Here is a 13283-nt window from a genome sequence, read left to right on the forward strand (position 1 = left end):
CCATCCTGTAAAACTTGCAGCACTCAGCTTAAATTGCATAACAGCCTGGGAAGGACGAAGATACAATTTCCCGGAGTGCAGAATCTTTCTTGGAGGCATACAGGGCGGATGATCAGGCAGAACCTGTTCTGGGCCTTCATCCACAATCTAATAGGCATTTCCATCACGGCTGGGATACTCACCCGCTACAAGGCTTCCTGCTAAATCCGATGAGAGTAGGAGTAGCCATGATATTGAGTTCTGCGTCAGTGATGACCAACAGTTTGCAGCTAAAGGCGCAGAAAATATAGAGGAGCAAGATAAATAAGTAAAAAATAAGAAGGATTGTGTAACAGACCACACTTAGGCAGGTGCTGTTTTTGTAGTGATAAAAATAAAGTAAGAAAACTAGCTATACAAAAGGATAAAGCAGCTACAGTTTAAAACCAAAATCAATTGCGGAGGCTGTGTTTCTAATGTGCCCCCAGTACTTAATGCTACTGAGGGTGTTTGCGAGTGGAGTGTGGATACAGCCAATAAAGACAAAGTTCTCCCCGTGAAAACAGGTTCTTTATCTGCCAGTGAAATTATTGCCACTGTCGAAAGAGCTGGTTTTAAGGCACAGACACTGTAAGTGTACAATAGCTGGTGCTTACGCGCCAGCTATTTTGCTAAATTTTTCCGCTTACTTTATATTTAGCTCATAATCTTATTCAGAGGCTGCTCCTTTGCTCTCTGATGCGTGCAGCGATTATTTCCAAAACAGCTACTATTTCCTCCGGGTCAGGCAGCGTACCATATACCAGAGAACGAAACTCTTGTAGGTAAGCCGTAGCCAGAGAGCCCCAAGTTCCTCTCACGTCGGCGAACAGAAGGCAGGCATCCAACGGCTGCATGGCCCAGCCCCCCTGAAACTCACTATTGCGGGCATCATCAGCCTGCACGGCCTTGATCATTTGAAAGAAGCCCTCGCTGTGCAGAAAGGCGGTCACTGCGGGTGCTTTTAGCATGGTGTGCAGGTCATATACGTGGCGGATCTTGCTACCTAATTCATCTACCGGGTTTTCGGCATAAGAGGTCCGCACCAGGGCCAGCACTTTCTCTGTGAAGGTGCGTTCCAGGCTGACCACATTCACTTCAAAAGGCTCAAGCCCGTACTGGCGGATCATATCCAGCAAGCCACGTTGAGCCATAAACTGGCTGATGTAGGTCTTGATCGGCATCAGCTGGTGTGGATTAGGGCTGGCAAAGGAGTTGATCTCCACCAGAATCCTGTCGGTCGCCTGGCCATAGTCTCCCTGCACGGAGGCCCCGTAGTCGTGCAGCGTCTTTCGGAAGCGGGAGCCCTTGCTGGTCCGGTGCGGATCATCTACCTCAACCATATCCTTTGTGATCTCTTTTGAGATTTTGCGGATTAGCTGCATGACCTGATTGTTGGTCATGCCTTCGGGCGCGTTGATAGCTAGATCGATGTCCTCTGAAAAGCGCTCAATCAGGTTGTAGGCCTTGGACAGGGAGGTGCCGCCCTTGAAGATGGCCTGCTCCACGTAGGGGGAGTGGGCCAGCCTATAGAGCACCAGCGTCACCCAGTAGTCTTTCTCCACATACACATCCCTGATCTGCAGTGCCTCTGCCGTGGCCGTGATGGCGTCCCGGAACACCTCCGGGTTTTGGTGCAGGTTCATATAATATTCCAGTCTTTTCTGTTGGGCAAAATGCTCTCGCTAATGCCCAGTTTGTATTTAGTCAGCGGGTTGAGTGACTGCTTTAGCCTGTCTGCCTCCTTAGCATATCCCAGCTGCTCCAGCAGGGCTCCCAGCAGGGCACGGGTAGCTGGGTTGTAGTCCAGCGCCAGCTCTATAAGACGTGATGTGTCACGCTCAGTCAGCTTCCTGATGTACTCCAGTAAAATGAGGATGGTCTTTTTGTTGTTACGGTCCGGAATCTTCTTGTAACCGCGCAGGGCGTCCAGGATTTGAAGCTTGTCTATGTCGGACTCCTTGAAGCTGGTGGGGCTTTGGACATAACGGATCTTGGTCTTCCCGACGCTGGTGACCCGCCGCTGCTTGCGGGTCACCAGCGTCACCTCCCGGGGGACCTGCGTGGTCAGGCCCAGCTGGTTGTAAAGCCCCAAACCGCTCTCGTACCCTTTGACTTTTCCCTTGGAGGTGCTCAGGCTCTTGATGATCTCTTTTTCCGAGGGTTTTACTTTGCCAAACAGGGTTTCCTTTGGCTTGTAGTAGCGGCCTTTAGCCAGCCGGTTGATCACCCCTTGCCTGACCAGGCGGCTGAGTGCCGCTGCCAGGGCCTCCAGCTGGCTGTCGCTTACCTGAAAATCGGCGTAAGTCAGCAGCTGCCCGGGCTGTGCCTGCTCGATTCTTTCCCGGACTTTCTGCATAATGCTCATCACTTCCTTTCTAAGTTGTGCACTGGTTTAGCCTAATGGTTCTATAAAGGTAGTAGCTTAGCTATTACATGTCAAGTTTTTTTGTTATTAAACTTGACAAAATAAAAGAAAGTGCTTTAAAAGGAGCCTCTTAAATCATCCAGGACGCTTTTCAAGCTTACCACCTCTGCTTGCAAAACGCTTATCTCACCATCTAATGCTTCACTACTGATTTCAATATTCGATTTTTCGAGTTTAGAGTCAGCTATCTCCGCTTCAAAAGTTTGCTTTATCCTATCTTGCAATTGAATCTTTAACTCTACTTGCATCTCGTCAATGCGCGAAATAGATCTCTGGCAAGCCTCTACTTTATCAGAAAAGGTCAATACATCCTGACCATGTTCAACCAAGAGAAATAAGCTGCTCTTGGTAAAGACCTCCAATAGGTTAGTTTCAGAAAGCACAGACCGAAGCTCAGCCCCCTCGAAAAGCGTTCCCACAGCTGACTTCGGTATATATTTCACTCGAGCATAATGAGGTCTTATCAGATGGAAGTATTGATCTACCTCAGGTAGAATTTGGTAACTTACTCCCGCTATTGTTATTTGCCCCAGTGTAGGAAGGTCGGCCTGCTTCTTCAGCCAGTAACCTTTCTCTACGAATGCCCGCGCAAAGCTTGCCTCTAACTCTTTGCCAGTCTCCAGGAACTCTGCACGCAGTGTGTTCACCATTTCATAATGGCCGTATTCGAAGTTCCTGTGGAAAGGGTTTGAGCGGCTTTTACCAGTTATGAGGTCATAAGTTTTATCAGCAAAAGCTATAAGATTTGTTAGGATTTGCATCCTGTTCTCTACTCTTTCCTGTAATCGTTGTGCTTTCCTCTCCGCACTATCTTTCTCCTGTTGGAGCCCGTGAAGCTGCTGGGTTAATTTTGACAGGTTTTCTTTTAACTCGGTATGAGCAGCTATTCTTCTTTTCTCTTCAGCCTTTCTTTGCTCCAGGATTCTGGCCTGTGCGGCCCTGCGTTTTTCGGCTTCATTTTCTTGTTCCCTTTCAAGGAGGGCTCTTCTGTTTCTTTCCCGGGCAACGGCGAGTTCCACTTCTCTCTTCTCCTTCTTCGCATCGTGAAAGTAGACTTTATAGCTTACGGTATCAAAGGTCAGGTCGGAAAGGGTAACATAAGTCATTTCCCAGGTATCCATTATCTCAAGCCCCTGCCGGTAATACTTCTTGTAGTAGCACTTCAGCACCAGATCGTTCTCAAGATCTGATTTCCTGCTACATTCCTCGTCGAAAACATAAGCATTATGGTGATTGGTAAAGATCACATCATTATAGGTTAGCTTTCTGACATCATCATCCAGGCTGAACTTATGAAACACCCAGGGTATATAGCTGCCCTCTTCCTGATAGAAATGCTGCCTGCCGGTAATCACACTCAGCCAGGTGGTGGAAAGCTGCAACTCAATAGCCACGCGCTTATCCTGGAAAGAGGCATTGATGTCAGGCTTACGCCACTCCTTTTCAATGAGCTTGCTTTTAACAACCTTTTCTATCTCAACAGAGGATACCCCCTTTTTAAACAACCTGTTTTTGTTCAGGTAAGCAGCGATCTGTTCCTTGAGGTGAATGTGCAGTGCGCTCTCTTTGGCACCATTGTATTTGATGCGGTCAACCTCCTCCCGTGTGTATACATGGTTGGTTTTTATATGGCAGGCTGCGCTATCTTTTAGATGAGCGAAGTGGAAGCTGTCCTTTTTACTTTTTCCGCTGTTAAAATTCCCACCCCTGATCCTGATCAGCTGCTTGCAGTAATAGCAGACGTACAGCGGCTCCCGGTAACCTTGAATAGCTTTCTGTAACTCTGAGCGGTGCTCTGTGATTTCATCTAAAGGCTTTTTAAAAAAAATATATGCGCTCACTTGCTCTCCTGTTTCATAATTCAGGACATCTTCAATGGTCAGTTTTCCTACTTGTCTCATAAGCCTCAGTTGATGAGGGAGTAGAACATAAAATTTATGAAGTTGTGTTAAATCCTCTAGTGCTGAAAATAGTGGCAATACTGATACCATCGGTTGTACCATTGAGTAACATTTGCAAGTATTTAAGTACTTGCTTAAATACTTATCATTTATTAAATTTGCTTGACAGAAATTGCTATGGAAGAAGAGAAGTTATGTATTCGGGTTTACACCAATAAAGAAAGACTGCAACTATGCTCTGATCGGCTGGAGACTGCAGCCGGTATGATACAGACCCTGAGCCAGGTCTTTAGCCTGGCAGGGAGTGAGACAAGGCTTAAGCTACTATACCTGTTGGAGCAGGAGGAATCGCTGTGCGTCTGTGATCTAAGCGACGTGCTGCAAATGACCATGCCCGCTGTCTCGCAGCACCTGCGCAAGCTCAAGGATGCTAACATCATCCAAAGTAAGAAGGTAGGGCAGACCGTGTTCTATTCCCTAAAGCAGGAGCGCCAGGAAGTAATAAAGCCCCTGTTGGAGCTAATCATCAGGGAAATAGAAATAAAAACAAACTAAGTGAAATGAGAAATACTTCATCTAAGCTTGCGGGTAGCAGCATAGTGGCTGCATTTACGGCCTCTCTTTGCTGCATCACACCGCTGCTGGCCGTAATGGTAGGTGCCACAGGGGTTGCTTCTTCTTTTGACTGGGTTGAACCACTCAGGCCGTATCTGATAGGCATTACCATCGCAGTCCTGGGCTTGGCGTGGTATCAACGTCTGAAACCGGGCAGGTCAGCCTCTAGCTGCGACTGTGAGCAAAATGATAAGTTCTCATTCTGGAAGTCGAACAGGGTGTTGCTATTGGTGAGTTGCCTTGCGTTGCTTCTGCTTACCTTCCCAAATTATGCAGGTGCTTTCTATGGGCAAACAAATCCGATAGCCAACGGTGCCGAGGGCGACATTAAGCAGACAATGGAACTGAAAGTGGAGGGAATGACCTGTGCGGGCTGTGAGGCGCAGGTGAGCCAGGTGATAGGCGAGGTGCCGGGAGTCTTTCATGTGAGCACCTCGTACAAGGCTGGAAGCGCCACCATCTCCTACGACAGCACAAGGGTGAAGCCCTTGGATATCCTACAGGCGGCTAAAAAGACGGGCTATACAGTGGAGGTAGCTAAGAAGAAGTAAGCATGGGAGAGACTAGTCTAAGCTCAGTTATCACCTGTCCGGAGTGCGGGCATCGAAAGGAAGAGCAGATGCCCACAGATGCCTGCCAGTACTTTTATGCGTGTGAAAAGTGCAAGAAGCTTCTGAAACCGAGGCCAGGGGACTGCTGCGTGTACTGCTCCTACGGCACAGTCCCTTGCCCGCCTATTCAGCAAAGCAGAAGCTGCTGCTAGGTTGTTTATCACTATTTTTATCATTGGATAGTGTAAACCAGCAGAATTTGCAGCGTAGAACGCTCGAGCTATAGATTAGCACCAGCTAACTCTTAATCTTTTAGCAAGTACCATCTTAAAGGCGTAAACTAACGTAACATTATATTGGCCCTTTCAAGGGATCATTATAGGAATAATTTCAACATCCGCAATGCCATTGCATTATTTTTTCTCTTACCTTTGCACTGAATGAGGTTTATACTCTCCATATTGATTCTGCTATTGCTCACGCTTTCCCTGAAACCATGCATGGACAGGGCAAGTGCGGTTTCGAGTGAACGGCAGGCAGTGGCTATGGCTGGCACACATCAGGACCATCAGGATAATATTGCGGATGGATGCTCCCCATTTTGCTCCTGCCATTGCTGCCATACCCATTTTCAGGCACAAAGCACAGCCGTAATCGAGCACACCTCCCCACAGCAGGCAATTCAGAAGGTGGATCTGTACAAGAGTAGTTTTATCCCCTTCCTTTCCTATTCCATCTGGCAACCGCCGAAGGTAGCCTAACCCGTTTCCCTTTCTTTTTTGTGAACAGACCTGTACATAACCGGCACTGGTATGTACGTGTCCTTCTGTTCCTGTTTATTCCTTCGAATTCAGAACGCAGTAACCCGACGAGAGCATTCTAAAACATTTTGCCAATCGGAATTGAAAAAAGTAAGCAAGAAAAAAGCCAATAAGAGAAGGAAACCAGGGCAGAGAAATAGGCAACACAACTGGCGGGGGCGGCAACCTAAGTGGCAGAGGCGGCTAAAAATGGCCGTCCTGATTGCTGCCACCCTCCTGGGCGCTTTAGCCGTCATCGCCAAGGCTTACCATTTCTTCTCTGTTCATTTAAAATAACCTAACAGAATTTTGATTTAAAAACTTTAATTATGCTTGACCGCATTATACATTTCTCCATTTACAACAAGTTCATCATCGGTATCTTCACCCTTGCGCTTGTTGTCTGGGGCAGCTATTCCGTCACGCAGCTGCCCATCGATGCCGTACCCGACATCACCAACAACCAAGTGCAGGTGATTACCACCAGCCCCTCCCTGGCAGCCCAAGAAGTAGAGCGCCTCATCAGCTTCCCGGTGGAGCAGACCATGTCCACCATCGCCGATATTGAGGAGGTGCGCTCCATTTCCCGCTTCGGCCTCTCGGTGGTGACCATTGTGTTTGAAGACAATGTGGACATTTACTGGGCCCGCCAGCAGGTGAGCGAGCGGCTCGTGGAGGCCAAAAACATCATACCCCCAGCCATAGGCAGCCCGGAGATGGCCCCCATTTCCACAGGCTTGGGCGAGATCTACCAGTACGTCGTGCATCCCAAGCCTGGTTATGAGAAGCAGTATGACGCGATGGAGCTGCGTACCATCCAGGACTGGATCATCAGACGGCAGCTTCTCGGAACGCCCGGCGTGGCGGAGGTTAACAGCTTCGGGGGCTTTGTGAAGCAGTATGAAGTGGCCATCGACCCTGCCAGGCTCCGCAGCTATAACCTGAGCATCAGTGACGTGTTGGCTGCGATGGAGCGCAACAACCAGAACACGGGTGGGGCTTACATCGACAAAAAACCCAACGCCTACTTTATCCGCAGCGAGGGGCTTATCAGCAGCCTGGATGAGGTCAAGAAGGTCGTGGTCACTAACACTGCCAATGGAACTCCTGTGCTAATCTCTGACATTGCCCAGGTACGCTTCGGCAGTGCCAACCGCTACGGTGCCCTTACGGACGCCACAGGGGAGGCCGTGGGCGGTATTGTGATGCTGCTCAAGGGCGAGAACACCAACCAGGTGGTGGACCGGGTCAAAGAGCGGCTCGAACAGATAAGGAAGTCACTGCCCGAGGGCGTGGAGATCCAGGCGTTTCTCGACCGGAGCGAGCTGATCGGGCGCGCCATCGGCACAGTGGAGAAAAACCTGATTGAAGGGGCATTGATCGTAATTTTCGTGCTGGTGCTCTTCCTGGGAAACTTCCGCGCAGGGTTGGTGGTAGCCTCTGTCATTCCGCTGGCCATGCTCTTTGCCATCATCCTGATGAACCTGTTCGGCGTGACAGGTAACCTGATGAGCCTGGGAGCCATCGACTTTGGCCTTATCGTCGACGGGGCCGTCATCATCGTGGAGGCGACCATGCACCACCTGGGGCTGCGCAGCAAAGGCAGGCTGACGCAGGCGCAAATGGATGAGGAGGTGTACGAATCGGCGCGGAAAATCCGCTCCGCCGCTGCTTTTGGCGAGATCATCATTTTGATCGTGTACCTGCCGATACTCGCGCTGGTTGGTATAGAGGGCAAGATGTTTAGGCCCATGGCGCTGACTGTTTCCTTTGCCATACTCGGGGCCTTCATCCTCTCGCTCACCTACGTGCCCATGATGTCGGCACTGCTGCTGAACAAGAACATTACACACAAGCGCACCATCTCCGACCGCATGATGGATTTCTTCCAGCGGCTCTATACTCCGATCATCCATGGAGCGCTTCGCTTCAAGGCACTTGTTTTGGCCATAGCCGTAGGTTTGTTTGCCCTGAGCCTGGTGCTTTTCTCCCGCATGGGCAGCGAGTTTATCCCCACCCTGGAGGAGGGCGATTTTGCGCTGGAGACAAGGCTGCTGACCGGGAGCTCTTTGTCTGAGACGATTGAAAAAGTAACCTTGGCTTCCCGTATCCTGAAAGAGCAGTTTCCTGAGGTTAAAGATGTGATCAGCAAAATCGGCGCGGCAGAGATACCGACAGACCCCATGCCGATGGAGTCCGCCGACGTGACCATTACCTTAAAAGACAAGGAGGAGTGGACCAGTGCGGAGACACGGGAGGAGCTGGCCAACAAAATGACAGAGGCGCTGGAGGCCATACCGGGAGTTACCTTTGGCGTTTCACAGCCAATCCAGCTGCGCTCCAACGAGCTGATCTCCGGGGTGCGCCAGGACGTGGGCATCAAGATCTTTGGAGAGGACCTGCAGGAGCTGACCCGGCTGTCCCAAGAGGTTGGCAGCATCGTGTCCACCGTGCAGGGGGCCGAGGACCTGTACCTGGAGCAGGTGTCCGGCCTGCCGCAGATCGTGGTGGACATCAAACGGGATCAGATAGCCAGGTTCGGCTTGGACGTGGAGACGGTGAACCAAGCCATCAACGCGGCCTTTGCCGGCCAAAGCGCCGGGATGGTCTACGAGGGAGACCGCCGCTTCGACCTGGTCGTGCGGCTCACGCACGAGAACAGACAGGACATAGCCGATGTGCGGCAGCTCTTTGTCACTACACCGAATGGGGTACAGGTGCCCCTAGAGCAAGTGGCAGACATTGTGTTTCGGCAAGGGCCAAACCAGATACAGCGCGAGGACGCCAAGCGCCGCATCATCGTGGGGTTTAACGTCCGGGGGCGGGATGTCGCCAGCGTGGTGGAGGAGGTGCAGCAGAAAATAGACCGGCAGGTGCAGCTTCCCACGGGCTACTTTGTCACGTATGGGGGGCAGTTTGAGAACCTGCAGGAAGCCAACAAGCGGCTCTCGGTGGCTGTTCCGGCTGCCTTGGCGCTGATATTCCTACTGTTGTATTTCACCTTCGGCTCCGTGCGCCACTCGCTGCTCATCTTCACTGCCATACCGCTGTCGGCCATCGGGGGCGTACTGGCCCTGTGGCTGAGGGATATGCCCTTCAGCATATCGGCCGGTGTGGGTTTCATTGCCTTGTTCGGGGTGGCAGTGTTAAACGGTATTGTGCTCATCGCTGAATTCAACCGACAGCGCAAGGAGCACAATAGCCTGAGCCTGCGGGATGTGGTGCTCAACGGCACCTCCACACGTCTTCGCCCCGTGCTGATGACGGCTGCGGTGGCCTCCCTTGGCTTTTTGCCGATGGCGCTCTCCAACACGGCAGGGGCTGAGGTGCAAAAACCACTGGCCACGGTAGTGATCGGAGGGCTTATCACCTCCACCATGCTGACGCTGGTGGTGCTGCCCGTGCTTTATATTCTCATCGAAGGGTATCTCTCCAGCAGAAAGCAACGCAAAGCAAGTGACAGTGGATTTCCGGCAACCGCGATAGTGACGGTTTTGGCCACGGTTGCCCTGCTTATGGGCAGGGCGCAGCCGGCACAGGCCCAGCAGCAGCATCCGGTAGAAGTGTACACGCTCGATGAGGCCGTTGCCAAGGCAATTAACCGAAACCCCTCCGTAGAGGCCGCCAGGCTTGGCGTCAAGAGGAGCCAGTCGCTCAAAGGGGCAGCCTGGGACATCAATAAGACGCAGCTGCAGTACTCCACCGGTAAGCTACAGTCTGGAGAGTATGACACTGAGGTTTCTGTGTTGCAGACGTTTGCCTTTCCGACTCTTTATGCCAGACAGGCAAAGCTTGCCGGGGAACTCACCCAGGCAAGCAGGATCGGCCTGACCCAGCGCCAGCGGGAAGTCGTCCGCGACGTGAGGCTCAACTACTACGGAATAGTCTATGCACGCTCCCGACTCAGCTTGCTCACCTATCAGGATAGCCTGTACACAGCTTTCCTCCGGGCCGCCCAGGTCAGGCTCCGGACCGGTGAGACTCACCTGCTGGAGCAGGTGACGGCCGAGACGCAGCTGTCGGAAGTGCGCAACAGCGTCTTTCAGGCGGAGGCCGACAGGGCCGTGTTCCAGGAGCGCCTGCAGGCCTTGCTGGCAACCGACACGCTGGTAGCCACGGCAGACACGGTACTCAGCCGCTTGCCCCTGCCAGGCATAACCGAGGAAATGCTGGAGCGGAATCCGCGGCTCCGACTGGCCCGCCAACAGGTCGAGGTGCGGCAGGCGGAAACCAAATTGGAGCGGTCCAGGCTACTGCCGGACCTACAGCTGGGCTATACGAACCGAACCATTGCCGGGAATCATGGAAAAAGGGGGGGAGAGGAGTTCGAGGCGCCCCAGGAGGTGTCCTTCGGCGTGGCCATCCCACTGTGGGCAAAGCCACAGAGGAGTCGTATAGAGGCGGCTAGGATACAGGCAGACGCAGCTCAAATGAACCTACAGGATACACAAAACGAGCTGCGGGCAGACGTAGAGGGTGCACTTCAGCAGGCGCTGAAGCTGCAGGGTAGCCTGGACTATTATGAGCAGACAGCCCTGCCACAGGCAGAGCTAATCATCAACCAGGCTACCCGGGCTTATCGCGCAGGGGAAATTAACTACCAGGACTACATCCTTAGCCTGAACAGGGCATTGGCCATCAGGACCAATTACCTGGATACCCTCTACCAGTACGACAGGGCAGTCATCGAGCTGAACTTCCTGATAGAAAACCAATAATAAAAACTTTAAAGCTGAATTTGTCCCACATGAAAAGGATTCTGAACATAAATCTATTTTTTATCGCAGGCTTACTGTTTTTCTCCTCGTGCAATGAGGAAACTGCCCCTACCCATGAAGCAGAACAGGAGCAGGAAGCTGGCCACGGTGAAGAGGAAAACCCCAACGTAGCGGAACTGACCGCGGAGCAGTACCGGGTGGCAGGCATTGCGCTGGGCAAGCCGGAAATGCGCAACCTCAGCAAAGGCCTCGTTGTGACGGGGCAATTGGAAGTACCACCTCAGAGCACGGCCTCGGTGAGCGCCCCTATGGGGGGATTCGTCAAGGGTACCAGTCTGCTGGAAGGGGAGCGCGTGAAGAAAGGGCAGCTGATCGCCAGGATCGAGAACCCTGATTTTGTGACCCTGCAACAGGATTACCTGGAGGCAAAAAGTAGGTTAGGCTTTATGGAGCAGGAATACCAAAGGCAGAAGGAACTGGCGGAAGAACAAGTAACGGCCGCCAAGACCTTCCAGCAGACAACAGCCGAATACAGAAGCCTGCAGGCACGTGTGCAGGGATTGGAGGAAAAGCTAAGGATTATCGGAGTCAATCCAAGCTCCCTAAGAGCGGGCGGTATTAGCCGTATACTTCCCATATATGCCCCCATTGATGGGTATGTCACATTCATAAACGCAAGTGTCGGCCAGTATGTCGCCCCCACGGATGTGCTGTTCCGGATAGCGGATACAGATAAAATGTTTGTGGAGCTTACTGTATTTGAAAAAGATGTAGCTGCCTTAAAAGTTGGGCAGCCTGTCTGGTACGCCTTGCCAAATGAGCAGGCGGCGCAGCGTGTGGCCACGATTCACCTTATTGGCAAAGAGATAAGCCAGGAGCGAACGATTCAGGTACTGGCTCAGATGAAAGAGCAGGACAAAGAGCTGACTCCGGGGATGTTTGTGAAGGCCAATGTCGAGCTTAACGGACAGCAGGTATTAGCCTTACCGGAAACGGCTGTGGTCCAGGATGCGGGGAATGACTACATCTTCCTCTTCACAGGAGAGGAGAAAGAAGGTGAGGCAGTCATGAAGCGCTTCAGGATGGTACCGATAGAAAAAGGCGTGGCAGAGAGCGGTTACGTGCAGGTGGCGCTTCCTGCCGGTGTAGATACGGCCTCAGCAAATTTCGTCACCAAAGGAGCCTATTCACTGCTCTCGAAGATGCGCAATTCAGAGGACGAGGGCGGACATCATTAAACCTGGACCTGCAATAGGTTTCTCTGCCTGCAGAGAAACCTATTGCAGGCAATCAAAGGGGCTAAGCGCTCAGTATCCGTGCCGTTTTCACTTTCTTCAGGAAGAGAACATGGTGGAAGAGTTAGCCGCAAGAGCTTCTTCCAAGGTAGTGAATAAGTCGTTTATGTCCCGCGCAGGTAACCGAATGAGCTTGTAGAGCGTGCTTCTTCACCGTGTAGTATGTGGAAGAATGAGTGTAAAGTCAAAAATACTATGGATAGTGGCATGGATAGCAGTTGCTATGGTATCCCTATACCCACTGATGCTTTCTGTGGGCAACATCGAGGCGCCACATAAGCAGAAGTCTTGGCTGGGAGAAGTTGTCCTGATAATTCAGGGCAACTTCTCCTTTCAAGATTCAGAGCAATACATCCTCTGGCTGCTGCTTGGGCTCTTATTAGCAATCTTCCTCCTGAGAGTAGCAACCGGTAATAAAAAGCTTCAGGCAATAAGGGAGTTTCAGGTCGTAAGGCAAATCATGGGCCTCATTAAAGTGGGAGAGACTCAGGTTGTTGCCCTACTGCCAAGAATGCTGGGAGCTCCTGGGCAATCAAAGTTCTCATCTGGTCCGGCGCTGGCTGTAGCTAGTACAATGGCAGGCTTGATGAACACGCAAGGGGGCTTTCTTTTTATTGGCGTGGACAAGGACGGCAGCTGTAGGGGAATGGAAGAAGACTATAAGGTTTTGGGAAACTCAGGCCGCGAGAATTTTCGTCAGCACCTCCTGCAGGTGGTAGAAAGCGTGTTGGAACCTAGCTGCTGCGCACTGTTAAAGGTAAGCTTCCAGGTAGTTGAGGGAAAAGACATTTGTCGTATACAGGTAAAACGTGCTTCCTTCCCTGTCTACGTGCACGTGGGTGAGCGCTCGCATTTTTATATCCGGGAGGGCGTAAGCACCCGGGAACTAGAGGTAACAGAGGCCCTGGAGTATATTGAAAGAATGAGCTAGGAAGGCCTCTGAAAGTACAGGGTCAC

Annotated in this window: 11 protein-coding genes and 1 pseudogene; 9 read left to right on the forward strand and 3 right to left on the reverse strand. The window is 51.6% G+C overall.

Annotated elements, in window-relative coordinates; all coding sequences use genetic code 11:
* Positions 1-93: 93 nt before the first annotated feature.
* Both C1N53_RS22950 and C1N53_RS21940 read left to right on the forward strand, forming a co-directional pair.
* Positions 94-290 (forward strand): annotated as a pseudogene (locus tag C1N53_RS22950) (hypothetical protein); the annotation flags it as partial.
* Positions 291-403: 113 nt separating this feature from the next.
* A complete protein-coding gene (locus C1N53_RS21940; RefSeq protein ID WP_137761634.1) occupies positions 404-613 on the forward strand; it encodes a heavy-metal-associated domain-containing protein in 210 nt (69 codons plus the stop codon).
* Positions 614-692: 79 nt separating this feature from the next.
* On the opposite strand, the gene C1N53_RS21945 is transcribed toward C1N53_RS21940, so the two are convergent.
* From C1N53_RS21945 to C1N53_RS21955, 3 genes are all read right to left on the reverse strand, one after another.
* On the reverse strand, positions 693-1664 hold the full coding sequence (locus C1N53_RS21945; protein WP_137761635.1) for a nucleotidyl transferase AbiEii/AbiGii toxin family protein: 972 nt from the start codon (positions 1662-1664) through the stop codon (positions 693-695).
* Positions 1661-2377 (reverse strand): DUF6088 family protein, encoded by a 717-nt coding sequence (locus C1N53_RS21950; protein ID WP_137761636.1) that lies wholly within the window; start codon positions 2375-2377, stop codon positions 1661-1663. The genes C1N53_RS21945 and C1N53_RS21950 overlap by 4 nt, the downstream gene beginning before the upstream one ends.
* Positions 2378-2502: 125 nt before the next feature.
* Positions 2503-4347 (reverse strand): DUF6035 family protein, encoded by a 1845-nt coding sequence (locus C1N53_RS21955; RefSeq protein WP_137761637.1) that lies wholly within the window; start codon positions 4345-4347, stop codon positions 2503-2505.
* 177 nt (positions 4348-4524) lie between these two features.
* Between C1N53_RS21955 and C1N53_RS21960 the strand changes: the two genes are divergently transcribed.
* The 7 genes from C1N53_RS21960 to C1N53_RS21990 all read left to right on the forward strand — a co-directional run bounded on the left by C1N53_RS21960 (position 4525) and on the right by C1N53_RS21990 (position 13257).
* Entirely contained in the window at positions 4525-4902 is a 378-nt protein-coding gene (locus tag C1N53_RS21960) for a metalloregulator ArsR/SmtB family transcription factor (protein ID WP_137761638.1), read from the forward strand.
* Between the two features lie 5 nt (positions 4903-4907).
* Entirely contained in the window at positions 4908-5513 is a 606-nt protein-coding gene (gene merTP, locus C1N53_RS21965) for a mercuric transport protein MerTP (RefSeq protein ID WP_116541363.1), read from the forward strand.
* 2 nt (positions 5514-5515) lie between these two features.
* The gene (locus C1N53_RS22840) at positions 5516-5725 is read left to right on the forward strand and encodes a GDCCVxC domain-containing (seleno)protein (RefSeq protein WP_116541362.1); all 210 of its coding nucleotides are present in this window, start codon (positions 5516-5518) and stop codon (positions 5723-5725) included.
* A 288-nt stretch (positions 5726-6013) separates the two neighbouring features.
* Entirely contained in the window at positions 6014-6274 is a 261-nt protein-coding gene (locus C1N53_RS23045; RefSeq protein ID WP_371415972.1) for a DUF6660 family protein, read from the forward strand.
* Between the two features lie 368 nt (positions 6275-6642).
* Entirely contained in the window at positions 6643-11031 is a 4389-nt protein-coding gene (locus tag C1N53_RS21980; RefSeq protein WP_137761640.1) for a CusA/CzcA family heavy metal efflux RND transporter, read from the forward strand.
* A 29-nt stretch (positions 11032-11060) separates the two neighbouring features.
* Complete coding sequence (locus C1N53_RS21985; protein ID WP_137761641.1) at positions 11061-12269, forward strand: efflux RND transporter periplasmic adaptor subunit; 1209 nt, start codon at positions 11061-11063, stop codon at positions 12267-12269.
* A 229-nt stretch (positions 12270-12498) separates the two neighbouring features.
* On the forward strand, positions 12499-13257 hold the full coding sequence (locus C1N53_RS21990; protein WP_137761642.1) for a helix-turn-helix domain-containing protein: 759 nt from the start codon (positions 12499-12501) through the stop codon (positions 13255-13257).
* Positions 13258-13283 lie beyond the last annotated feature (26 nt).

The organism is Pontibacter sp. SGAir0037, from assembly GCF_005491705.1.
In the GTDB taxonomy this organism is placed as follows: Bacteria; Bacteroidota; Bacteroidia; order Cytophagales; family Hymenobacteraceae; genus Pontibacter.